Here is a 23,393-nt window from a genome sequence, read left to right as displayed (position 1 = left end):
CTTATGTAATTGAATTGCCTACTAAAAAAAGAAGGAGCAAAAGGGGTAACCTTTGCTCCTTTACCCTCTTTTATTATAGAGGTTATTATACTTAAACGCTATCCAAACACTAATGTTTCTCGGTATCTAGCGAGAAATTATAACCCTTTTTCTGCCATTAATAATGCAAGGTCGATACAACGTGCAGAGTATCCTGATTCGTTGTCATACCATGCTAATACTTTAACAAGGTTATCTCCTAATACCATTGTAGATTGACCATCTACTGTAGAAGAAGCAGTGTTACCGTTGTAGTCGATTGATACTAATGGAAGCTCGTTATATTCAAGAATTCCTTTTAGCTCGTTTTCTGAAGCTTTACGAAGCACGCCGTTTAACTCTTCAACTGTTACTTCTTTATCTAGCTCGGCTACTAGGTCAACTAGTGAAACGTTTGGTGTTGGTACACGAACAGCCATGCCATCTAATTTGCCTTTTAGCTCTGGAAGAACCTTCGATACTGCAGCTGCTGCTCCAGTTGTTGTAGGGATCATAGACTCAGATGCTGCACGAGCACGACGGTAGTCGCTATGTGGCAAGTCTAAGATACGTTGGTCATTTGTGAATGAGTGAATTGTTGTCATCATTCCGCGTTTAATACCGAAGTTATCTTGCAATACTTTTGCTACTGGTGCCAAGCAGTTTGTTGTACAAGAAGCATTTGATACAACGTGATCTGTTTCTGGGTTGTATTTTTCTTCGTTTACACCCATAACGAATGTTGGCATATTGTCTTTTGCCGGAGCAGAAAGAATAACCTTTTTAGCTCCTGCTTCGATATGCTTGCCAGCTTTTTCAACTGTGCTGAATACGCCAGTAGATTCGATTACGATGTCTACTCCAAGGTCTTTCCAAGGAAGTACAGAAGGATCCTTTTCTGCAAATACTTGAATGTTTTTCCCGTTTACTACTAGGTATTCACCCTCTGAAGTGATGTCAGCATTTGAGATTCCGTGTACAGAATCATATTTTAATAAATGAGCAAGCATCGCTGCATCTGTTAAGTCATTGATTGCTACTACTTCTAAATCCTTTTGCTCTAATGCCTCTCTGAAAACTTTACGTCCGATACGTCCAAATCCGTTAATAGCTAATTTTACTGTCATAATAAAATTCCTCCTAAATGTTTTTTGGAATTACTTTCATCATTTCATTGGCCGCACCTTCATCTGTTACGAGAACAGTTTGCAATGGTGCCTGCTTGAAATAAGAAATAAGCGCGTTGGCTTTTTTTGCCCCGCCTGCGACTGCAAGCAGATGCTCTATATGCTGAAGCTGATTTAATTGAACACCGATTGTGCGAATATGGTGAACAGCTTCACCGTGATTGTTGAAATAATAGCCAAACGATTCACTGACTGCACCTCTACTTGTTAGAAGCTCAATCTCCTCGTCACTCGAATTTCTTCTCTTGGCCATCTCTAATGCATCGCCTATTCCATGAATAATGATGTTTGTCCTTTCATAAAGGTCCATCATTTCTTGGATAAAAGGCTCCTTCTTCATCGTCATATATGCCTCTTCGCTTAAGCGATCCGGTATATATAACGTCCGGTAGGTTCCATTCATCTTGCTAGCAAACAAAGACGCAATGGTATTTGCTTGTAGCCTGACATCCTTCCCTACCCCTCCTCTTGCTGCAATAAACAACAAATCCTTCCATCTGGACGATTCGGTCATGGCATGGGAGATGGATGCAATCGTTGATCCACCAGTAACTGCAACGATGTATTCATCCAGTAAAATACTCTCTAAATACTTTGCTGCCTCCTGGGATAAAAGCATAGATGTGTTAGTATCAGTATCTACATTTCCAGGAACAATAATCACATCTTTTATATTTAAATATTTCTTTAACATTAGCTCCATTTGTGATCGACCAGACCACATACGGACTACTTCTTTTAAATCTATTAAAACCTCATTGCCCTCTGCTGTAATAGCCGCTCCCTCACGAGAAACCTCTATTAAGCCTTGAGTCCTTAGAGCGTCCAATTCCTTACGAGTTTCACGCTCCGTTAAGTCTAGCTGTTCTCCAAGAACCCGTCGGCCAATACCTCTGGTCAGCTGGATAGTTTGGAGAATACGATACCTCTTCTGAAGCAGCTCACTCATCTCTGGCATTAGCTTTAGCTGTGCACTTAGAAAAGAATCCATTTGTCACATCCCACGCTAGTGGTGACATATTTGTCCCACATGTATTAAAAATGTCCCATCTACTTAAAAAAAATTTAATTTCTATAATCATAATACTTTAATATATTCCAAATAGCAATATATGTGTTTGGAAGCATTATTTTTCTAATGCTTCCAGCAGTGTCACATAGTCGAGATTCCCGTACTGTATGATTTCCCCTTGATATTCCACAACCGGAATCATGAGCATAAATTTTTCGTGCAGCTGATCATCTTCTTCTATATTATGCTCCACTATTTGAAATGGCACGTCCTCCTGCACCAGCTTCAGCGTCATTCTTCCGTCCTCACATAAATGACACCCTGGTCTTGTATAAAAATGGACAATCATTTTCTGTGCCCCCCATCATTTAGCTTCTCTCATTATAAACTTTTAACCTATTAAAAGCGTGCCGAATGTGTTGCATACAAAATATTCCTTAAAAGGTAAAATAGAAGAGGATGTATTTCATTATTAAAATACGAACTAATTAAAGAGAATAATGAAGTGTAAATGATGTTTTATGAGAATGTAGAGTTGATTTCCGCTCTAGGCGAACGCTTTCCGTGGGGTGAGCGATAAGCCATCACCCATCGCTTACGCGCGTGGTTGTTATGTCTTATCTGTCTCACTCATCCCTACTTGTGCCGTCGCCTGCCGCTTCAATCAATATAAAGAGATAAGATCGGTTGTGTTTAATTAGTAATAGGCTATTTTCATGAAAATAACTAAGTTAAAGTTTTATTACCACTAGGATTATATCGGAAAATTCACTTTCTAAAACGATACTTTTCATTTATTCGTTCGTCTATTGCATTAAGGGGGTCAGGAGATGGAAATGGAACAGCTATATAGAGATCACAGCGACCGGGTTTACGGCTATATTTATTTACTTGTCCGTCATAAAGAAAGTGCGGAGGACCTTACACAGGAAACCTTTTACAAAGCATTTAAGGGATATGCTTCTTTTGATAAGCAAGCTTCCACTTCTACGTGGATTCTAAAAATTGCTCGCAATGTTACTTATGATTATTTTAGAAGAAAACGAGTCGTTCAGTTTTTTTCATTTGAAAAGAATCATGATATAGAAACAAAGGAGCTTTCCCCAGAAGGTCACATGGAACGAAAAGAAAAGCTGACACGGATGTATGATTCCTTGCGCTTACTAAAGAAAGATTATCAAGAGGTGATCATCCTGCGAAAAATCCAGGAATGCTCCATCCAGGAAACTGCCTTCATTCTCGGATGGACCGAGGCAAAGGTCAAGATGAAAATGATGCGTGCACTCGAGGCGCTAAAAAAGGAATTTCATCAAAAAGGAGGTTATGTAAATGGAACCGTCAAAGGAATTTGATGAGCTTTTTGAGGAAATGAAGCAAGTCGAACGTTCTAATGAAGCAAGACGAAATACATGGCTAGCGATAAAGGAACGAACGGAACAGAAAAAACGAAGAAGATTTCCCGCCGTCCTTGTATTAGCAGCTATAGCCATCGCCTCCTATTTTCTTATTACAAATGTAATGGTCCCATCAGAAACCGAGCAAACAGCACAGCCCCTTACGAACGAGGAAGTAATTATGGCAGTCATTGAAAAAGAATATAATGGGCCGGATATGGAACTGGAACGGCTACTAAGGGCGTGGTTTGATTTGCAAAGTAAAACCCCTACTAAGAACCAGGAAGAGTACAATAAGCTGCAAGAATCGAAGGAAAGCACAGATTATATTAATTATTATTACAAGAGCTTTGGGGAATATTTCACGAAAGATATGATGGAACAGGCTATTAGCACTGTAAGGGTGTTCAAATATAATTCCCAATTAATAGACAGTAATTTAGACATGAACTTAGAAAAAGTACAAATTAAACAGGATAAGGATCATCCAACTATTTATCGTGCTACCGTGGAGGTGTCCTTGACAAACAACAAAGGGCAGAAAATCTTTCACACGTTAAAAGAAGAATATATCTTTTCTAAAACAGAGCCAGGGAAAATAGGAAGATATAACGGAATGGTATCTCCAGATGGCAAACATCTATATGATATCATCCTCAATTTTGATGCCTATTTTAATAACAGGAAGCCGTCTATCGACGTTTCATTTGATTCCATTTGCTTCAATGGGAGAACTGGCTCCAAACAAATAAACGGCTGTACTGCTGATTCCGATCAAATAAATGAAATAATGGATTCCATTAACGCTTTACCTATTCAAGAGGTTACCGAGGAGGAAAGCAACTGGAGAGCGGAATTACTCCCTCAAGTAGATAGCTTTCAAATCTATTTAACAAACGAGGCAGATCAAGGAAAGACATTATACACGGTGACTCTATACGATGATGGCAAACTAGTATACGCTCCAGGCATGGATATGGGGATTACTGGCGATATCACGATAGGTTCTCACCGGGATGTCTACAAAAAAGTTATACAGATGCTCCATACATTTAAAGAGGTAGAATAGCAGAGAAAAATGATGAATGATTGAAACGAGCTAGGTTATGACTAGCTCGTTTTATCTTTGTTTTTCTTCCTATAAAAATAACGCCACGTATAAAAGATAGCCCAAAATGCCAAAAGAACAAAAAACTGATAGTTTGTATCACTATAATTAATCATAAGGATTAATATAATAAACGTTGGTATAGCTAAATAACACCACATTCTTACTTCCTTGTTTTTAAAACTTAATTCAAACCGTTCACTCATAGACCCCACCCCATTTGCCGCTTACTTTCACCAGCTGGCTAGTTTACCTGAAATTCCTAGCGTTTTAATTTACGACAATCACTCCACGGATTACTACAATCACGGCCTAGTTTACGACAATGCACTCGTAGATTACTACAATCAAATTCCGTGTGCTCTCTCTGATGAATTTTTACGACAATCACTCCATGGATTACTACAATCACTGCTTAGTTTACGACAATACCCTCGTAGATTACTACAATCCAATTCCGTGGACTATCTCTGATTAATTTTTACGACAATCACTTCATGGATTACTACAATCATTGCCTAGTTTACGACAATGCACTCGTAGATTACTACAATCAAATTCCATGGAATCTCTCTGATGAATTTTTACGACAATCACTCCATGGATTACTACAATCCCTGCTTAGTTTACGACAATACCCTCGTAGATTACTACAATCAAATTCCACGAACTCTCTCTGATCAATTTTTACGACAATTACTCTATGGATTACTACAATCACGGCCTAGTTTACGACAATGCACTCGTAGATTACTACAATCAAATTCCGTGGACTCTCTGTGATGAATTTTTACGACAATCACTCCATGGATTACTACAATCACTGCTTAGTTTACGACAATGCCCTCGTAGATACTACAATCAAATTCCATATGCTCTCTCTGATGAATTTTTACGACAATCACTCCATGGATTACTACAATCACTGCTTAGTTTACGACAATGCCCTCGTAGATACTACAATCAAATTCCATATGCTCTCTCTGATGAATTTTTACGACAATCACTCCATGGATTACTACAATCACTGCCTAGTTTACGACAATGCACTCGTAGATTACTACAATCCAATTCCGTGGACTCTCTCTGATGAATTTTTACGACAATCACTCTATGGATTACTACAATCACAGCGTAGTTTACTACAATCCCTCATAACGAAAGACAATAGCCTTTATCTTCACTAAAAAAACAAATGAAGAAAACGATTCGTTTTCTTCATCTGTTTTTTATTTGATTACCTCTTAGGCTCTACATTTTTTTGCTTTGCTGAAGGATTTTTGATTCTCCTGTACGTTCCCATTCCTCTACTGTTTCATATGCTTTTTCAGGAGAATATCCCTTTCCAACAAGAACTCCCATTAAAATAAACTCTTGAAGGATATGTGTCATATTAATTCCTCTTTCAACGTCTTCAATGCCTTCTTTAACCAGAAATTCTGTGTGCTTAACCCACTCATCTGGAGTCTTCCCATAATATTTTGTATTTTCATTTCCATGTTCCATCTCCATTGCATCCGCTTTAGTTTTATGAACTGTACCAAATGGGTGGTTTGGCGGGGCATATATGGAATATAGTTTCAAAGGAACATTTCCGGTATTTGTGAGATTATGCCACGTTCCAGCGGGTATTACAATTGCTGTGTCATCGAATACACTCCATTGCAAATTTAGATTATCTTTACTATTACCCATTTGAACTATTCCTTGACCTTGTTCAACACGTAGGAATTGATCCACCTCAGGATGTATTTCCAAACCGATATCTTCCCCTACATTAAGGCTCATTAATGTGACTTGCAAACGACTTCCTGTCCATAGTGCAGTACGAAACGTCTGATTTACTTTGGTTGCCTCATTAATATTAATAACAAAAGGGTTTGCTCCATAGTCTTTTAACACGTTCTCATAATAAGAATGGTGTGAACCAAATGCCACCTCATTCGGAACTGCCCAATAACCATGCGTGTTTCCGTAGATACACTGTGGAGAATTTGCATAATAAGGATATTGATACATATAAGGTGCATAATACATTTTTATCAATCCCTTCACTTCATTTTATTAATAATCCATCTTATGTGTGGTGTCAGCAGGATATACTAAATGTTGCCATAAGAGAACAATTTGAGATTAAAAACGACGACAATTAATCAACGTTTTTTACTACAAACCCCTACCACTACCCCCAAAAGAGCAGCGAGTTAGTTAAACCAGCATGGCCAAAAACATGAGAAAAGAAAGTCATTCTCGCTGCTGAAATGCTCTTGATTAGAGAACGTCAAAATTTTGTTGAAGCTAGCTCTTCCATAAAGGTAAAAAGTGGAGTTTCGTTGAATATAATAAATTATCTATACAGAGGTTATATCAAGGTTAATTTAACGATTGTTGTTCGGTGGGGAAATATTCTTATGGATAAAAGAACTTTAAATGAATATTCGATGTCACACCCCCTCGCCCAAAGTTGCTAAAACTTTCATCGATATCTTAAAGGGAGGCAATTTTATGTTTCTAGGATGCCGTTTAACGATATCCTGTAAAATTACTTAAGACTGTACTCCTGGTTTAATACATTTTGAAGCTAATATATACCTTGTTTCTTTACTGTGTACAAAATTTCAAGACTAGGTGCAAAGGGGAAAAAAATGAAAACAAAATGGCTTTTGATTAGTAGTGCTGTAGTGATGGGTTTGTTGGGGTTGGCAGGAACCTTTATTCCCGAAGAAATTTCAAATGTATTAGGGATTGACCCTTCGCCCATTACTCTGATTCTTCTGCAAATCATCGGAGGACTATATTTAGGTTTTGCAATGTTGAACTGGTTTACACGTTCTTCCCTAATTGGCGGCATCTATAACAAACCTGTCGTATTGGGAAATCTGATACATTGCGTCGTTGTCTTTTTTGCCTTGCTCCGGCAGTTGATGGAGCAGTTTCATTTTATAATTGTTATTATGACACTAGTTTATCTTGGTTTTGCCATCTGGTTTATATTAGTCATGCGCTCGAATCCATTAAGAAATCAATCAAAAATATCCGTCTAACATATATTAAACGGGAATTTATATAGGGCGTCTCACTTTTTAAGTTCACCATGCGGAACTAGTCTTTTAAGCAATACAAAATATATTAAAACAATAAAAATTCCTACTTTATAAAAGAAGGAATTTTTATTGTTATTCTATTATGAGAACCTAAGTGGAAGATAATTATTAGCAGTGCAATTAGAAGAAGCAAATAAATTTATGTGCTGTTACTGTTTACCAATCGTATTGTTATTTTCTACTGATAATTGCTTAAACATTGATATAACACCAATACAAGTGGAAATTGTATCCCCATTCGCTTCGCTTTTTTACATACTCTCGCCGTGTACAGAGCCAGTTAATCTATTTCTCCCACCTTAATTTCTCTAAACCTTTAATACAAACTCTGCTTCGCCTTCGTTAATGTTACCCGTTTTCTGGAAGCCGAGGCTTTCATAGAGCTTGATGGCTTTTTCGTTGTCTGGCTCTGTGGATAAATAGATGGAATTGCAGCCGTCCAATTGCTTCATTTCATCCAGCACTAGCTCTACTGCTTTTCTGCCATAGCCTTTTCCTTGGCTTTTATGATCGATCATAAAGCGGCATATCCAGTAGTTTGCAGTTTCTTCATCAAACCCGTACATGGCAAAGCCGATGAGCTTGTCCTCTGCCTCGATACCTTTTATAGTCCATCCAGTTTCATAGACTGATTGGGTGATGGATAATGCGTTGGAGGCAACAAATTTTTCTACTACGGTTCCTTTGCCATCCTCGTTAGTTGTGAGAAGGACCGTTTTCAGCCAGTTATCCTTATTTATTTCTACTAGTTTCATTCCATTTCCCCGTTTCTTTTGTTAATCTCTCTGCTTTTTTCTTTTACCATTTACCATTCTAGATAGGAGGAAGATGACTAAAAGGATGATGATTATGGTTGGGATCGAGATACTGTCCTGTAGGCTGTTACTCGTATATGGTTGTGGCTTCGTTAGCCCCTCTGTAATACCGTAATGCTTGGAAACCTCATTGGACAAAGCCTGATAGGTGGAGATTACAGCCTCATCGATTAAACCTTGGTTTAAATAAGGCATCGTATACCGATCGATTATCTGGTCTATTTTGGCATCTGAAAGTGCTTTTTCCAAGTCACGGTCCACTGTAATCTCTACTGCCGGACCTCCCCCGTTAACCGGATCCGTCTCGATTAAAAATAGTAAGCCATTCTTATTTCGTACACTTCCTATTTGGTTCTCTCGTATGATATCCATGTTAAATTCACTTGCCGACTGGTCTCCTACATGCTCGATAATCATCGCAACCAGTTGAGCGGTCGTTCCTTTTTTTAATTTTTCTCCCATTATTTTTACTTCCTGCTTCGTTTCTTCTGTTAAAAAGTTCTCTTCATCTACTAAATAGGTATCCTTTGAAATATCCCCAGTAGCCCCTGTACTTAAAGGAGAGAACAACAAAATAAGGAAGGTTATAACTAGCAGATGTATTGTTTTTTTCAACAGTGCCATTCCCCTTTCAGCCTGCAGTCTCATCATTTTTATTTTATTCTGACAAGTTAATTATATTATACATGAATTATGACTATTAGAAGTCCCTTTTACGAGGTTAATATAGGAAAAGAGTGGTAATGATATAGATTAGACAGTAAATAAAGGAGGTAAACAAATGGACCAAGTACATAACGAGGATTTAACACCAAAAGAAGCCATTGATGCACTGGAGCAGATTCAAGGAAAATTCCCTGGAGCGAGGCGCGCACACGCTAAGGGGGATATGTATGAGGCAACATTTCTTCCAAATGGGAATGCTGTACCCTATACGGTTGCGCCCCATCTTCATAGAGAAGCAATTCCTGCTACTGCTCGTTTTTCCAATAGCCCCCCTAACCCTGCCTCCGTCGATTATCTTGTTCCCGCCAAAGGGCTCGCCGTTCAATTTCAGCTACCCGATGGAAGCTTCACCAATTTAGTGAGTTCTACCGTACTGATGTTCGTCACAAGCAGTCCTAGAGAATTTATCGATATGATTGAAATCTTTACGGATAAAAAAACAGGCATCAAGACAATCGACCGAGCCATCAATATGGTGGAGCTGGTTTCTAAAAAATATCCACATAGCGAGAAGGTTATTCAAATTATTAAGGAGCAGGCAAAGCAGCCGCCTACTAGTTACGCGGAGCTCCACTACTATCCTATCCACGCCTTTTATTTTGTTAATAAAGACGGCGAACGCCAAGCAATCAAATACGAATGGGTCCCTGTCGATGAAACAAAGGATCCTGCTCTAACAAGCAAATCGATTTCAGCCAACTATTTGACGGAAGAGCTCGACGACCGATTAAAACGGGGGCCAATCCAGTTTGATCTATTCATCCGCTTAGCAGAGGAAGGGGATAACCCAAACGATGCGACCGATATGTGGCCAGAGGATAGAAGAAAAGTGAATATAGGTCGTTTGGAAATTAGAAATAAAATACATCCTAAGGAAGACATTGTTTTCGACCCAACGATTGTTCCAAAGGGAATCGAGCTGACAGACGATCCCATACTACACTTTCGAAGTGGAGCATATGCTGAATCATATGAGAGGAGAAGTAAGAATGAATAAGAAAGCCCCAAACACATAGTTAAATGAGCATAAAAAAACACTCGAACGAATTCGAGTGTTTCTAACTGTTATAGACGCCCCTGGAGGGAATCGAACCCCCATCTCAAGAACCGGAATCTTACGTCATATCCATTAAACTACAGGGGCAAGCGACCTTTCTATTATACAAATGGTATAGGAATAATTCAAGTAAACATTTTAAAGCTTAATATTTGACCTTCCTTGACCATTCCATGTATGATAAAGTTACAACTGAGGCAGAATTTCTCAGTACACACTAAAAAAACACTAACAATTACCTTGAAGGAGGCAATCCAGGATGAATTTAATTCCTACAGTTATTGAACAAACAAATCGCGGCGAGCGTGCGTATGACATTTATTCTAGATTATTAAAAGACCGCATCATCATGCTTGGTAGCGCGATTGATGACAACGTATCAAACTCGATCGTTGCACAGCTTTTATTCCTAGAAGCAGAAGATCCAGAAAAAGATATCTCTATCTATATCAATAGCCCAGGCGGAAGTATCACAGCAGGTATGGCTATCTATGATACAATGCAATTCATTAAACCAGACGTACAAACTATTTGTATCGGTATGGCAGCATCAATGGGTGCTTTCTTACTTACAGCTGGAACAAAAGGCAAACGCTATGCACTTCCAAATGCTGAGGTTATGATTCACCAACCACTTGGTGGAGCTCAAGGGCAAGCAACGGAAATCGAGATTGCAGCAAAACGTATCTTATACCTACGCGACAAGTTAAACCAAATTATGGCTGAACGTACTGGTCAACCGATTGAAGTCGTTTCAAAAGACACAGATCGCGATAACTTCATGCCAGCAGAGCGTGCATTAGAATACGGTCTAATCGACCATATCATTTCACGTAGCGACATGAAAAAAGATTTAAAATAATATAAATCCAAGGCAGTGATTCACCGCCTTGGATTTTTTTATAAAATAGATGAAAGGTCGTGTTCAATTTGCTATATACAATAAGTTCTCTGTTAATCATATTGTCCTTAGTCATTTACATCGTAAGTCTACAAAGCAAAATAAAAAAATTAGAATCACAACAGGCCCTTCCGTTTAAAGGAGACAAAGCCCTAGAAAAACAAATCGTAGAGATGAATAATAATGACAGCAGCCAGGTTGAAATGGTCAAGCTTGTTCGAAATGAAACTGGCATGGGACTAGTTCCTGCCAAAAAATATGTAGATAAAGTTCTTAACCATATTTAATGTCATTCTACAAAAAAAAGCTGTTATCTAATCCATGCGGACTAGATAACAGCTCTCTTTATCTTATTCAGCATTAGAAATGAACTTAACTAATGATTCCACAGCTTCCTCTTCATCAGAGCCTTCAGCACTCAAAGTAACAGTAGCGCCCTTGCCAATCGCAAGGCTCATGATTCCCATGATACTTTTAGCGTTTACCTTTTTGTCATCTTTTTCAAGAAACACATCTGCTATAAAACGATTCGCTGCTTGTACAAATAAAGCTGCTTGTCTCGCTTGTAGTCCTGATTGTAATTTTACTTCGACCTGTTGTTCCGCCATAATCCTTAGCCCCATTTCTTTAAATTGATTCGCCTCTTCTTAAAGCATCTGCTATTTCATCCAGCTTACGCAAGCGATGGTTAACACCTGATTTACTTACAGTTCCAGTGGACACCATGTCGCCTAGCTCCTTTAGGGTTACATCCTGATACTCGACACGAAGACGGGCAATTTCTCGAAGCTTCTCAGGCAATTGGTCCAGCCCGATTGCATTATCGATAAAACGGATGTTATCCACTTGTCGGATAGCTGCACTGATGGTTTTGTTCAGATTGGCCGTTTCACAGTTGACCAAGCGATTGACACTGTTCCGCATGTCTCGGATGATCCGCACATCCTCAAATTTTAAGAGGGCACGATGTGCTCCAGCGATGCTTAAAAAGTCAGAAATTTTTTCTGCTTCCTTTAAATATGCCACAAAACCTTTTTTACGTTCAATGGTTTTTGCATTTAATTCATAAAAGTTCATTAAATCGACTAATGCGTCGCTATGTGTTTTATATAAGGAGTAAATTTCTAAGTGATAAGAGGAAGTTTCTGGATTATTGACAGAGCCTCCTGCTAAGAAAGCTCCACGTAGGTAAGCTCTTTTACAGCAGTTCTTTTTGACAAGCTCCTGTGAAATCGAATACTCAAATTCAAAGCCTTCCTTCAAGATCATTAAATCCTCTAGTAGCCTCTTGGATCCTTCTCTTACTCGGCAAATATAGACATTATTCTTTTTAAGACGCATCTTTTTACGAACAAGCACTTCTACGTTCAGCTGATATAACGATTTGATCAACGTGTAAAGCCTTCGGGCAATCGCCGCATTTTCGGTTTGGACATCCAAGCTAAGCATTTTGTTGCTAAAAGAAAGAGATCCATTCATACGGATGAGCGCTGAAAGCTCAGCCTTCGAACAGCAAGGCTCAGCCTCCTCCTGTGTCATCTCTTTTTTTGTTTCAGAAGCAAACGACATATAACGTTTCCCCCTTTCTTGCAGAGCCTCTCTATTGTTTAGATCCTTTTTGGCCTGCATATTCGTATAGCCATTCCGCTACTTTTATCGCATCATGACGGACAGCGCCATTATATACGATGGAAATGTCCTTTTTAACGATTTCTATGTCTAGTGTTTCTAATTTCTCTATATCAATTTTAACGGGAGAAGCCTTCTCCTGCTTATATAAATACTGAACATTTTCAGGAATTTCCTCATTACTTATCAACAAAGAGTCTATAAAGTTCTCGCCTACATGGTCGATCAATGCTTCTACATGATCATACGCAGTATAGTTATTCGTTTCCCCAGCTTGTGTCATCAGATTGCAAATGTACACTTTTTTAGCCTTCGAACGGATGACTGCCTTACGAATATCTTCGACTAAGAGATTAGGCAAAATACTAGTATAAAGGCTACCTGGTCCAATTGCTATAATATCCGCTTGGCGGATTAGGTTAATTGCCTCTGGCAGTGGCTTTACATCGTCAGGAGTAATAAATACCTTTTCTATCTTTTTCCCATAGTCCGGTATTTTAGATTCCCCTGTAACAATAGTTTTATCCTCAAATTGTGCATGGAGCGTCACTAGCTGATTGGCAGCAGGAAGCACTTTTCCATGAATATTTAAAACACGGCTCATTTCTGTGATTGCATGTGCGAAATCTCCTGTAATCGAGGTTAAAGCAGTAATCATTAGATTGCCTAAGGAATGTCCCTCGAGTTCGCTGGAATTAGTGAAGCGAAACTGAAACATTTCTTCTACGAGCGGCTCTACCTCTGATAAGGCTGCTAAGACGTTACGGATATCACCGGGTGGTGGAATATCATAATCATCTCTTAATCTACCGGAGCTTCCTCCGTCATCTGCAACTGTAACAATGGCAGTAATATCTAATGGAAGTTTTTTTAGTCCTCGAAGCAAGGTAGATAAGCCAGTACCGCCACCAATGATGACTATTTTTTTACGGTGTTTTGTACGACCCATTAAGTCATTCCTTCCTGATAGTAACATCTCTATGAGTTATTACTGTTTCATCTTCTTCCTTAAAAACCTTACCGAAATATTCTGCTAGTGTTACAGAACGGTGCTGACCGCCCGTACAGCCAAAGGCAATCACAAGCTGCGTCTTGCCTTCTCGCTTGTATTGCGGAATCATAAAGGCAAACAAGTCTTTTAGTTTCTCGATAAGTGTCTTCGTATCTGCCCATTTTAAAACGTAGCTAGAAACCTCTTCGTTTAGTCCTGATTTTAAGCGAAGCTCCTCGATATAATACGGATTTGGAAGGAAACGAACGTCAAAAACCAAATCTGCATCAATAGGAATTCCGTGCTTAAATCCAAAGGACATAACGTTCACCGTAAAGACCTGGCTCCCATTTGTAGAAAATTCCTCTTGAATTTTTTCACGAAGCTCGCGTGGCTTCATCTTGGATGTATTATAAATAAATTGTGCTCTGCCTTTTAAGTCAGAAAGTAGTTCTCTTTCCTTTTTTATACCTTCTAATGGCAATCCTGCATTTGCTAAAGGATGGGAGCGTCTTGTTTCCTTATATCTTCGGACAAGAACCTCATCCTGTGCATCCAAAAACAACACCTTAGGAGTTACAGAGGTTGCTTCTTGAAGCTGGTTAACAGAGTCTACGAGTGAATGAAACATTTTTCCTCCACGCAAATCCATTACCGCTGCTATATTTCGCGGTTGCTGATTAGACTCAATCATTAGCTTGATAAAAGTGCTTAGGAGCTCAGGAGGAAGATTGTCTATGCAATAATACCCTAGATCTTCAAAGCTTTGGATAGCTACTGTTTTGCCTGCTCCCGACATTCCAGTAATAATGACTACTTCTGTTTCTGGCTTCTGCTGAGTTTCCACTGTCTATTTATCCTCCCATGATTGTTGAATAGTTTCACTTATTAATGCGAAATCTGGCGTATATACAAAAGTACCGTATTGCATACCCTGTTCCTTTACAGCAAACAATAGATTTGTTCGATCTCCCTCTGCCATCGGAAGATGTGCCAAATCTTCAACCGGGTGCCATTCGAGCACACCTTCTTTAGTTTCTTTATATGGAGTTCCTTCTATATCTGTGCCGATAAAGGTAAATAACATCCATTCATCTAGACGTTTCCCATCCTCTTCAATGAGCATTGTATAGATTCCCTTTAAATGTGGATTGATCGGTACAGTGTTTGTTTCTTCCGTAAACTCACGAACCGCAGAAATAAGAATAGATTCTCCTTCTTCCATTTTTCCGCCAGGTGCAACATACCAATTTCTACGTGGTTTCTTTAATAACAAAACTTTGTCGTCTTTACAAATAAGTAAATTAGCGATTCTTTGCACGTATGGTCACTCCATTTGTCTGTAGTTACCTTATATTATACATGAATTTGCACAAAAAGAGGCTGCTTCACGATTTAAATCGCAAAACAGCCTGTTCAAATCTTGCATATATAAAAAGGGGGTCAATTTATATACTTTACTATACACTTAATATATTTCAGAACAGTTACAGTTAAATTAAGATAAAATTAAATTAAATATTTGATGTGTTTTTATCTTTTAAATGCTCAATATAGTGCTGAGCTGATAAAGCTGCTACACTACCATCACCTGTTGCTGTGACAATTTGACGAAGCATTTTATCACGAACGTCTCCTGCCCCAAAGATACCAGGTACTGCTGTTTCCATTTTCTCGTTTGTAACGATATAACCATTTTCATTTAAGATGCCAAGGCTATGAAATGGTTTTGTAAGTGGTAGCATTCCAACATATACGAATACGCCGTCTGTCGAAAATTCTTTTTCTGAGCCGTCCACTGTCGATACTAAGGTAACGCTAGAAACCTTACCGTCTGTCCCGTGTATTTCTTTTAATGTTGTATTCCAAATAAAATCAATTTTTTCATTAGCAAAAGCTCGATCTTGTAGAATTTTTTGAGCGCGAAGCTTATCTCTACGATGTATGATTGTTACTTTGTTCGCAAACTTAGTTAAGAAAGCACCCTCTTCAACTGCAGAGTCCCCGCCTCCTACTACTACTAGGTCTTTCCCTTTAAAGAAAGCACCATCACAAACTGCACAATAGCTTACGCCACGTCCACCAAGCTCTGTTTCGCCGGGAATACCCATTTTTTTGTACTCAGCTCCTGAAGAGATGATAACAGCTAAAGCTTTATATTCTTTACCACTTACTTTTACGGTTTTATAGTCTCCGTTATCGACTACTTCGGAAACGTCACCATATGCATATTCTGCACCAAATTTTTTCGCATGATCGAACATTTTAGTAGAAAGCTCAGGTCCTAAGATTGTTTCAAATCCTGGGTAGTTTTCTACCTCTTCTGTATTAGCCATTTGTCCGCCTGGAATTCCACGTTCAATCATTAAAGTGGAAAGGTTTGCACGGGAAGTATATACAGCTGCTGTCATACCTGCTGGGCCCGCTCCTATAATAATCACGTCATATATATTTTCAGTTGTCATCGATAATTCCTCCTACGTACTACATACCAACAATCTAACTAATTTTATACCCTTCATCAACTAATATGCTTAGGAGTCAGAAAAAGGTAAAAATTGGATTAGCTCGTTGACATATTTCGTGAGCGTTGCTGTAGTGATTCCGTATTGCTCCGCATATTGTTTTTTCGTCACGTTTTTCATTCGTGAGGATACGAACATATACTCAGTCGCCGCTGCCAAAGCACGCGGATTTTTAAAGCCATATCCTTTTTCTAGCGCACGCTCTACTAGCACAAACCACATTTGTAATAACAGTGTCTCTGACTGCTCCAGTGACTTGTTGTTGTCATAAAGTAAATCCGTAGCTGCAATGGCTCTCAAAAATGCTTTTTCTGCCGGAGATTTCTCATCGAATTTATGCCCAAGAGAATTAGCTAAAAACAATTTCTCCATTGTAGTCAGTTCCTCCACTACAATCCACTTAGGGTGTGCGATAATTTCCTGGCGATGACGAGACTTCCCTAATAGATAAAAACCAAAAATACGTTCACTAATATTTTTGTTTTCTAGCTTTTCTAAGATTAAATTCTTTTGTTCTTCGTTATTTGGCTCTACTAGCTCCTTCATTTGTGGAAGCCAAGGTTCGAAGCCTGCTTTTTCTGGATCCAGCTTTAAAAGCGCCTTCCACGCATTACGCGCCACTTCCTCATGCCCTGCAAAATAAGCAGAATGAGAAAGCCAAAAATAGAAGCCCGGATCTGCTTCAAATCCTTTTCGTTGAATGCTTCTCAACCATTTGAAGGCTTGTTCATATTTCCCTATTAACGCAAAAGTTGCACCCAATTTGTATCGATGCTCAATAAAATATGGATTTATTTTAGATAAGAGCGCTGTGATTTCTTCCAGATCCTCGTTATTTTTTTCATAGTAGTGAATAACGGCCAAATTACATAATGCATGGATATTCCCATGGTTCTCTCGTAATACCTGGTGCAGTAATGCTTTAGCCTGTTCTTCCTCTCCTAAATAAAAATAAGCAAGCGCTAGGTTATTGAACGCTGCCCAAAAATCCGGATGGTCTGCAATGATTGATTCCAGTAGCTCAACTGCCTCTACAAATTTACCCTGCTCCATAAAGCGTCGGGCTTTTTCTTGAAGGAAAAGCGCCTCACTAGAAGGGGTGTCCAGCTGAAGGTCCACAATATCCTCCTGCTCGGTGAAATCAATGATTTCCATTGCTTCCTCCATATATTCTCCATTAACTTCCTTTTCTAAATAGATTTTGGCAAAGCGATTTGCCTCTATAAAGTTTCCCAAATGGGCGTTTACCTCAGCTAAAAAGAAAATGATATCTCCTTCGTTTGGATCGAGTGAATACGCGCTTCTCAGTAGCTCATGCGCGTAATCGTAGTTATCGAACTCCATTTGTAGGATCGCATATTGCAGTAAGATCATTGGTTCGTCCGGACTTAAATCAGTTGCTCGTTTTAAATATTTTTGTGCTTTTTGTAACTCATCCTTTTGAAGCTCATCTAATGCTTTTTTATAGTAATATTCGCCAGTCGGCAAAAATGAAATTATATTTTCTTTATCTAGTTTCTTATGTTTTTTTTTATTCAAGATACTCCTCCGAAAAATAATAAGGAACGTTACGAAAACGTTCCTTATTAGTATATTTTCAGTATATCATAAAGTTTTATTTTTTATCTGCTTTCGCTTCATGTCTTTTTTGTAACACCTGTAATAAATCATAGTAGCTGACTTTTTGATTTTGCAACAATACAAGCAAGTGATAAATGAGGTCTGCCGCTTCCCATTTCAGTTCCTCTGCATCATTATTTTTGGAGGCAATGATCACCTCTGATGCTTCCTCTCCGACCTTCTTGCATATTTTGTCGACACCTTTTTCAAATAAGTAAGTAGTATAAGCACCTTCTGGCATTGTTTGTTGACGCTCTTCGATTGTTTTAATCAATTTAGTCATTACATTGTAGCCAGACGCCTCCTCGAATTTTTCTAGGCTCTTATGGAAGCATGTCTCTTCTCCCGTATGACAAGCAGGTCCGCTTGGCAACACCTCTAATACGAGGGCATCTGAGTCACAGTCCGTTTGAATCGATACGACCTTCTGGGTATTTCCGGAGGTTTCTCCCTTATGCCAAAGCTCTTGTCTGCTACGACTGAAGAACCATGCCTCTTTCGTCTCCACTGTTTTTTCATATGCCTCTTCATTCATATATGCAAGCGTTAAAACCTCTCTTGTAACGGCATGCTGTACAATTACTGGGATTAGTCCTTTATCGTCAAATGTTAATGTAGCCATGTTCTTACTCCCCTTCAAGGCTTGCTCAATCATTTATAGTTTGTAGCGCCTCTTTTAATGTAAAACGATTGTTGTATAACGCTTTTCCTGTGATTACTCCGCTAACGCTGGAGATTGTAGATAGCTCCGCTACTGCCTCGATGTCTTCTAAGGAGCTGATTCCTCCCGATACGATAATCGACAGTCCTGTTGCTTCTGCTAGCTCTTTGTTCGCTTTTAAGTTGGGACCTTGCAATGTTCCATCAGTCGCAATGTCTGTAAAAATAACGTGTTTCGCACCTTTAGAGGCAAAGTATTGCCCTACTTCAATGGCTGACTGGCTAGACGTTTCTATCCAGCCATGTGTTGCTACCATGCCATCCTTCGCATCTAACCCAATGACGATTCGATCACCGCCATACTCTTGAATCAGATCGGCAACAAGCTCTGGCTGTGAAATTGCAAGACTACCTATAATGACACGATTGACCCCGTGATCAAGATAGTAGCTCACATCCTCGCTGGATCGTATTCCTCCGCCTATTTGAACGTTAACCGGTAGTTCTTTCGCAATACGGATGACCTCCTTGGCATGAATCTTTTCGCCATCCTTTGCCCCGTCTAGATCAACCAAGTGAATCCAGGTAGCCCCGTCATCGACAAACTTTTTTGCCATATCAAATGGAGAGTCTCCATATATAGTTTCTTGTTCATAATCCCCTTGATACAGGCGTACACATTTACCGCCCTTCATATCGATTGCAGGATATACTTGTATTGAGCTCATGAAATTCCTCCTTATGTAAGTAGACCCTTTGTAGAAGGAACACCCTTCACTCGATCATCTATTGTAATGGCATCGTCGATAGCTCGAGCAAGTGCCTTGAAAATTGCTTCGATCATATGGTGCGTATTCGCTCCGTAATGAACAATGACATGGACGTTCATACGAGCCTCTAATGCAAATTTCCAAAGGAATTCGTGAACTAGCTCTGTATCAAAGTTCCCTACCTTTTGTGTCGGAAACTGTGCCCTAAACTCTAAATGAGGTCTGTTTGAAATATCAATTACAACCTGTGCTAATGCATCATCCATTGGAACAAAAGCATTTCCATAGCGTTTGATACTTTTTTTGTCTCCTAGCGCCTCTTTTACTGCCTGGCCAAGTACGATTCCAATATCTTCTGTCGTGTGGTGGTCATCGATATGCGTATCACCGTTTGCTTTGATCGTCGCATCGAACAGACCATGCTTCGTAAACAGATCCAGCATATGGTCCATAAAAGGAACCCCTGTCTCAATCTCTGCCTTTCCTTCTCCATCCAAATTGATATCTACGTAAACCTTTGTTTCATTTGTCATTCGTTCTATTTTAGCGATTCGTTTAGTTGTCATTTAAATTCCCCTTCTCCCAGCTTCTTGATTCGACAGATCGAGCGTGTCCCTCTAATTGCTCGAGTCTAGCCAAACGAGCGATTTTAGGATATTGCTCCTGCCACATTTCCTCCGAATAATAAACGACACTCGTTTTCTTTACAAAATCGTCTACATTTAAGCCACTTGAAAAACGAGCCGTACTGTTCGTTGGAAGCACATGGTTCGTACCGGCGAAATAGTCACCAACTGGCTCACTGCTATATCGACCGATGAATATAGCTCCAGCGTGCTTGATCTGCTCACTCAGCTCTTTTGCATTTTCCGTAATAATTTCTAAATGCTCAGGGGCCAGCTCATTAGTTGCCTTGACTGCCTCTTGAAGCGATTGTGCTAAATAGATACGACCATAGTTTTCTATAGAGGCCCGTGCAATTTCTTCACGAGGAAGCTGCTGTAGCTGTCTCTCTACTTCTATGGAAACCTGCTCGGCTAAACGCTCGCTAGTAGTGATTAATACAGAGCTTGCAAAGGCATCATGCTCCGCCTGTGCCAATAAATCGGCTGCCACCTCATCCGCATAGGCAGTATCATCCGCAATAATTGCTATTTCACTTGGCCCAGCAATCATATCGATTGCCACCTTGCCAAACACTTCTCGTTTCGCAAGTGCCACATAGCTATTACCTGGTCCAGTTATTTTATCCACAGGTCGAATGGATTCTGTTCCGTAAGCCAGCGCCGCAATCGCTTGAGCGCCACCTACCTTATAGATTTCTGTTATTCCAGCTATTTTTGCTGCGACTAGCACCGAAGCAGGAAGCCTGCCATCCTTAGAAGGTGGCGATACGATAACTACTCGAGTTACACCTGCGACAATGGCTGGAATAGCATTCATCAGTACGGACGATGGGTATGCCGCAGTCCCACCTGGCACATATAAACCGACCGCATCTAATGGTGAGATTCTATATTGAATAAATGAGTTTTTTTCTAAAGCCAATTCGATATTTTGTCTCGCCTGCTTCTCATGAAATGTACGAATATTATTTGCTGCTTCCTTTAAATCCTCTATGAGCTGAGGATCAAAGCCGATGAATGCCTCCTTCATCTCTTCCTCAGAAACTCTCAGGCTTGAAAGCTTAACTCCATCCCATTTTTCCGTATAGGCAAGTAGCGCTTGGTCCCCATTTGCTTGTACCTCTGAAATAACCTCTCGAACGGTTGTGAGGTGAGTCATATTAGCCTGCTCCACAGAGCGCTGTAATGTGATGCTATCTGTAAGCTTCTCTATTTTCATCATGGTATTCCCTACCTTTTTTGAAGTTCTTTATTTAGCTTGGCAACGAACTCTCGAATCCTCTCACTTTTTACACGATAGCTTACAGGATTCACGATTAATCGAGAGGATATATCCACAATCCTTTCATATTCCACTAAGCCGTTTTCTTTTAGCGTTTGCCCTGTAGACACGATATCCACGATACGGTCAGCTAGGCCGATCATTGGAGCCAGCTCTATGGAACCGTTAAGCTCAATGATTTCCACCTGCTCCCCTTTTTCCTTATAAAAATTAGTAGCTATTGTTGGATATTTGGTTGCAACACGAGGGGCGATTTCATTCATCACCGTATCCGGCAACCCTGCTGTTGCAATATAGCAATTACTAATATGTAAATCTAATAATTCATGCACATCTCGATGCTGCTCCAGTAAAACATCCTTGCCAGCTATCCCAATATCAGCAACTCCATGTTCCACGTAAACCGGGACATCCATTGGCTTCGCTAAGATGAACTGGATTCGCTCATCCGGCGCTTCTACGATCAGCTTGCGAGAATCGCTAATTTCAGCTGGTAAATTAAACCCTGCTTCGACAAATAGTTGATAGGCTTCCTCAAAAATGCGCCCTTTCGGCATCGCAATCGTTAATTCATTCACCTGCAAAACCACCTTCTACTACCTTAATTATTTCCTGAAAGCTATATTGATAGGCCTCTAAATCATGGACACTGCCCTCATATTGAAGCGTTACGCGCTCCCCAATACTACGCCTTGCCTCTGCTAGAACATTAGCTTTTAGGAAGGAGCCTTTATCAAATAAAATAAGTGTATGTTTTTCATCTTTCTCTTTTTTAGGGAGAACCTCTAGCAGCCGATCTACTCTTAATCCAAAGCCGGTTGCCCCTACATTTTGTTCAAATTGCTTAAATAGTTCATCATACCTTCCACCATTTCCAAGAGGAAAGCCACTTCCAGCAGCATGAATCTCAAACAGCATACCTGTGTAATAGCTCATATGGCTTGCTAACGAAAAGTCAAAGGAATAAATAGAGGGATCACTCAGCTGAAGCTCTAATAGCTGCTGAAGCTGTATAATCTGATCCACTAAATATTGCTGCTCATTTGTCAAAAGCTGTCTAAAATCTTCCACGGTCTTCGTTGCCATCGTATGATCCACCAGCATAGTCAAATTCTCTTGTTGAATACTTGATAGCCCTAAGTCATCCAGCATTTTCATAAACCCTACAAAATTCTTTTCTACTAGGAGCATTCTTAGCGTCTCCACCTGCTCCGACTTGTTTGTATTATTGGAAAGAATAGCTGTCAAAAGCCCAGCGTGACCAATCGTAATTTGAAAATGATCTACGCCTAACGCTTTAATGAGCTCCACAGCCGTATAAATAATTTCACTGTCTCCGTAAGGACTAAAATCACCAATCAGCTCTAAGCCTAGCTGTTCAAATTCCGCTGGTCTTCCACCCTCCCGTTGCTGCGCACGAAAGACATTGGCATAGTACGCAAGGCGAAGCGGATTCTTTTCTTTTAATAGCTTTGATGCTGCTATTCTAGCAATAGGCGTCGTCATATCAGGTCGTAAAACGAGCATCTCTCCTTGGTTATCCACCAATTTAAATAACGACGACTCGTCTATTGCCGACGCCTTTCCAATCGTCTCAAAATACTCGACCGATGGTGTTTTTATAAAATCATATCCTTTGGTGCGAATAAACTCTCTCGCGACGGATCTTATGTACTCTTTTTTCTCATTAACCTCTGGGAACGAATCTCGCATACCAAGCGGCTTCTCAAACATTTGAATTTTACTCATTGTCCCACCCCTAATTCACTTCACTGTAGTAGAGTGCTAATATAATAAATTAAATAAATTTTATACTATTTCAGACTATTCGTCAACTTCATAAGCTTATAGATTTCAGTGCTCTTTTAATTCAGTAAACCACTCCCCAGCAGGTTCAGTGCTTGGCACGCAGTTATCGGGTTTTCTGCAATACTTTCGAATTTCGCGCAACACTTAACTTGTTTTCCG

The 23,393-nt window shown here is 39.7% G+C and carries 26 protein-coding genes and 1 tRNA gene; 7 read left to right on the top strand and 20 right to left on the bottom strand.

The window, feature by feature from the left end:
- Window positions 1-137 precede the first annotated feature (137 nt).
- From gap to MKX96_RS05730, 3 genes are all read right to left on the bottom strand, one after another.
- Window positions 138-1,145 carry a type I glyceraldehyde-3-phosphate dehydrogenase gene (gap, locus tag MKX96_RS05740; protein ID WP_340882709.1) on the bottom strand — a complete coding sequence of 336 codons (1,008 nt, stop codon included), beginning with the start codon at window positions 1,143-1,145 and terminating at the stop codon, window positions 138-140.
- Between the two features lie 13 nt (window positions 1,146-1,158).
- Window positions 1,159-2,196, bottom strand: coding sequence for a sugar-binding transcriptional regulator (locus tag MKX96_RS05735; RefSeq protein WP_169359697.1), 1,038 nt, complete (start codon window positions 2,194-2,196; stop codon window positions 1,159-1,161).
- A 136-nt stretch (window positions 2,197-2,332) separates the two neighbouring features.
- A complete protein-coding gene (locus MKX96_RS05730; protein WP_340882704.1) occupies window positions 2,333-2,566 on the bottom strand; it encodes a glutaredoxin family protein in 234 nt (77 codons plus the stop codon).
- A gap of 481 nt (window positions 2,567-3,047) precedes the next feature.
- On the opposite strand from MKX96_RS05730, the gene MKX96_RS05725 reads away from it, so the two are divergent.
- The 3 genes from MKX96_RS05725 to MKX96_RS05715 all read left to right on the top strand — a co-directional run bounded on the left by MKX96_RS05725 (window position 3,048) and on the right by MKX96_RS05715 (window position 5,906).
- Complete coding sequence (locus MKX96_RS05725; protein WP_340882701.1) at window positions 3,048-3,569, top strand: RNA polymerase sigma factor; 522 nt, start codon at window positions 3,048-3,050, stop codon at window positions 3,567-3,569.
- Window positions 3,547-4,680: a hypothetical protein gene (locus tag MKX96_RS05720; RefSeq protein ID WP_340882697.1), complete on the top strand. Its 1,134-nt coding sequence runs from the start codon at window positions 3,547-3,549 to the stop codon at window positions 4,678-4,680. Before MKX96_RS05725 ends, MKX96_RS05720 begins: the two co-directional genes overlap by 23 nt.
- 821 nt (window positions 4,681-5,501) lie before the next feature.
- Entirely contained in the window at window positions 5,502-5,906 is a 405-nt protein-coding gene (locus tag MKX96_RS05715; RefSeq protein WP_340882693.1) for a hypothetical protein, read from the top strand.
- Window positions 5,907-5,970: 64 nt separating this feature from the next.
- On the opposite strand, the gene MKX96_RS05710 is transcribed toward MKX96_RS05715, so the two are convergent.
- Window positions 5,971-6,756 (bottom strand): cupin domain-containing protein, encoded by a 786-nt coding sequence (locus MKX96_RS05710; RefSeq protein WP_340885886.1) that lies wholly within the window; start codon window positions 6,754-6,756, stop codon window positions 5,971-5,973.
- Window positions 6,757-7,364: 608 nt separating this feature from the next.
- Between MKX96_RS05710 and MKX96_RS05705 the strand changes: the two genes are divergently transcribed.
- A complete protein-coding gene (locus MKX96_RS05705) occupies window positions 7,365-7,763 on the top strand; it encodes a multidrug DMT transporter permease (RefSeq protein ID WP_340882691.1) in 399 nt (132 codons plus the stop codon).
- 368 nt (window positions 7,764-8,131) lie between these two features.
- Here MKX96_RS05705 and MKX96_RS05700 read toward each other — a convergent pair whose 3' ends face one another.
- Together MKX96_RS05700 and MKX96_RS05695 are read right to left on the bottom strand one after the other, a co-directional pair.
- Window positions 8,132-8,578: a GNAT family N-acetyltransferase gene (locus tag MKX96_RS05700; protein ID WP_340882688.1), complete on the bottom strand. Its 447-nt coding sequence runs from the start codon at window positions 8,576-8,578 to the stop codon at window positions 8,132-8,134.
- 21 nt (window positions 8,579-8,599) lie between these two features.
- Window positions 8,600-9,253 carry a TPM domain-containing protein gene (locus tag MKX96_RS05695; RefSeq protein ID WP_340882686.1) on the bottom strand — a complete coding sequence of 218 codons (654 nt, stop codon included), beginning with the start codon at window positions 9,251-9,253 and terminating at the stop codon, window positions 8,600-8,602.
- A 166-nt stretch (window positions 9,254-9,419) separates the two neighbouring features.
- On the opposite strand from MKX96_RS05695, the gene MKX96_RS05690 reads away from it, so the two are divergent.
- On the top strand, window positions 9,420-10,361 hold the full coding sequence (locus tag MKX96_RS05690; protein WP_340882684.1) for a catalase family peroxidase: 942 nt from the start codon (window positions 9,420-9,422) through the stop codon (window positions 10,359-10,361).
- 75 nt (window positions 10,362-10,436) lie between these two features.
- Here the strand turns inward: MKX96_RS05690 and MKX96_RS05685 are convergent.
- Window positions 10,437-10,508 (bottom strand) — tRNA-Arg (locus MKX96_RS05685).
- A 172-nt stretch (window positions 10,509-10,680) separates the two neighbouring features.
- Here MKX96_RS05685 and clpP point away from each other — a divergent pair.
- Together clpP and MKX96_RS05675 are read left to right on the top strand one after the other, a co-directional pair.
- Entirely contained in the window at window positions 10,681-11,283 is a 603-nt protein-coding gene (clpP, locus tag MKX96_RS05680) for an ATP-dependent Clp endopeptidase proteolytic subunit ClpP (RefSeq protein WP_251555768.1), read from the top strand.
- 68 nt (window positions 11,284-11,351) lie between these two features.
- On the top strand, window positions 11,352-11,609 hold the full coding sequence (locus MKX96_RS05675) for a hypothetical protein (protein ID WP_340882682.1): 258 nt from the start codon (window positions 11,352-11,354) through the stop codon (window positions 11,607-11,609).
- 63 nt (window positions 11,610-11,672) lie between these two features.
- Here MKX96_RS05675 and MKX96_RS05670 read toward each other — a convergent pair whose 3' ends face one another.
- The 13 genes from MKX96_RS05670 to MKX96_RS05610 form a co-directional block, all read right to left on the bottom strand.
- On the bottom strand, window positions 11,673-11,930 hold the full coding sequence (locus tag MKX96_RS05670; RefSeq protein ID WP_169359707.1) for an HPr family phosphocarrier protein: 258 nt from the start codon (window positions 11,928-11,930) through the stop codon (window positions 11,673-11,675).
- Between the two features lie 19 nt (window positions 11,931-11,949).
- The gene (gene whiA, locus MKX96_RS05665) at window positions 11,950-12,891 is read right to left on the bottom strand and encodes a DNA-binding protein WhiA (RefSeq protein ID WP_169359708.1); all 942 of its coding nucleotides are present in this window, start codon (window positions 12,889-12,891) and stop codon (window positions 11,950-11,952) included.
- A 31-nt stretch (window positions 12,892-12,922) separates the two neighbouring features.
- Window positions 12,923-13,900, bottom strand: coding sequence for a gluconeogenesis factor YvcK family protein (locus MKX96_RS05660; protein WP_340882677.1), 978 nt, complete (start codon window positions 13,898-13,900; stop codon window positions 12,923-12,925).
- 4 nt (window positions 13,901-13,904) lie between these two features.
- A complete protein-coding gene (rapZ, locus tag MKX96_RS05655) occupies window positions 13,905-14,789 on the bottom strand; it encodes an RNase adapter RapZ (RefSeq protein WP_340882675.1) in 885 nt (294 codons plus the stop codon).
- A 3-nt stretch (window positions 14,790-14,792) separates the two neighbouring features.
- Window positions 14,793-15,263 carry an 8-oxo-dGTP diphosphatase gene (locus MKX96_RS05650; RefSeq protein ID WP_340882672.1) on the bottom strand — a complete coding sequence of 157 codons (471 nt, stop codon included), beginning with the start codon at window positions 15,261-15,263 and terminating at the stop codon, window positions 14,793-14,795.
- A 193-nt stretch (window positions 15,264-15,456) separates the two neighbouring features.
- Window positions 15,457-16,407 (bottom strand): thioredoxin-disulfide reductase, encoded by a 951-nt coding sequence (trxB, locus tag MKX96_RS05645; protein ID WP_340882670.1) that lies wholly within the window; start codon window positions 16,405-16,407, stop codon window positions 15,457-15,459.
- A 69-nt stretch (window positions 16,408-16,476) separates the two neighbouring features.
- Entirely contained in the window at window positions 16,477-18,006 is a 1,530-nt protein-coding gene (locus MKX96_RS05640; protein WP_340882668.1) for a tetratricopeptide repeat protein, read from the bottom strand.
- A gap of 76 nt (window positions 18,007-18,082) precedes the next feature.
- A complete protein-coding gene (hisIE, locus tag MKX96_RS05635; RefSeq protein WP_340882666.1) occupies window positions 18,083-18,709 on the bottom strand; it encodes a bifunctional phosphoribosyl-AMP cyclohydrolase/phosphoribosyl-ATP diphosphatase HisIE in 627 nt (208 codons plus the stop codon).
- A 25-nt stretch (window positions 18,710-18,734) separates the two neighbouring features.
- Complete coding sequence (gene hisA, locus MKX96_RS05630) at window positions 18,735-19,475, bottom strand: 1-(5-phosphoribosyl)-5-[(5-phosphoribosylamino)methylideneamino]imidazole-4-carboxamide isomerase (protein ID WP_340882665.1); 741 nt, start codon at window positions 19,473-19,475, stop codon at window positions 18,735-18,737.
- An 11-nt stretch (window positions 19,476-19,486) separates the two neighbouring features.
- Window positions 19,487-20,083: an imidazoleglycerol-phosphate dehydratase HisB gene (gene hisB, locus MKX96_RS05625; RefSeq protein WP_340882664.1), complete on the bottom strand. Its 597-nt coding sequence runs from the start codon at window positions 20,081-20,083 to the stop codon at window positions 19,487-19,489.
- Window positions 20,073-21,362, bottom strand: coding sequence for a histidinol dehydrogenase (gene hisD / locus MKX96_RS05620; RefSeq protein WP_340885884.1), 1,290 nt, complete (start codon window positions 21,360-21,362; stop codon window positions 20,073-20,075). Before hisD ends, hisB begins: the two co-directional genes overlap by 11 nt.
- An 11-nt stretch (window positions 21,363-21,373) precedes the next feature.
- Window positions 21,374-22,003, bottom strand: coding sequence for an ATP phosphoribosyltransferase (hisG, locus tag MKX96_RS05615; RefSeq protein ID WP_340882663.1), 630 nt, complete (start codon window positions 22,001-22,003; stop codon window positions 21,374-21,376).
- Complete coding sequence (locus MKX96_RS05610; protein ID WP_340882661.1) at window positions 21,996-23,174, bottom strand: ATP phosphoribosyltransferase regulatory subunit; 1,179 nt, start codon at window positions 23,172-23,174, stop codon at window positions 21,996-21,998. The genes hisG and MKX96_RS05610 overlap by 8 nt, the downstream gene beginning before the upstream one ends.
- Between the last annotated feature and the right edge of the window lie 219 nt (window positions 23,175-23,393).

The sequence above is a fragment of the Psychrobacillus sp. FSL W7-1493 genome (assembly GCF_038004905.1).
Taxonomy (GTDB): Bacteria; Bacillota; Bacilli; order Bacillales_A; family Planococcaceae; genus Psychrobacillus.
Note: the sequence above shows the minus strand (reverse complement) of the source record. Positions and strands in the feature narration are given on the sequence as shown.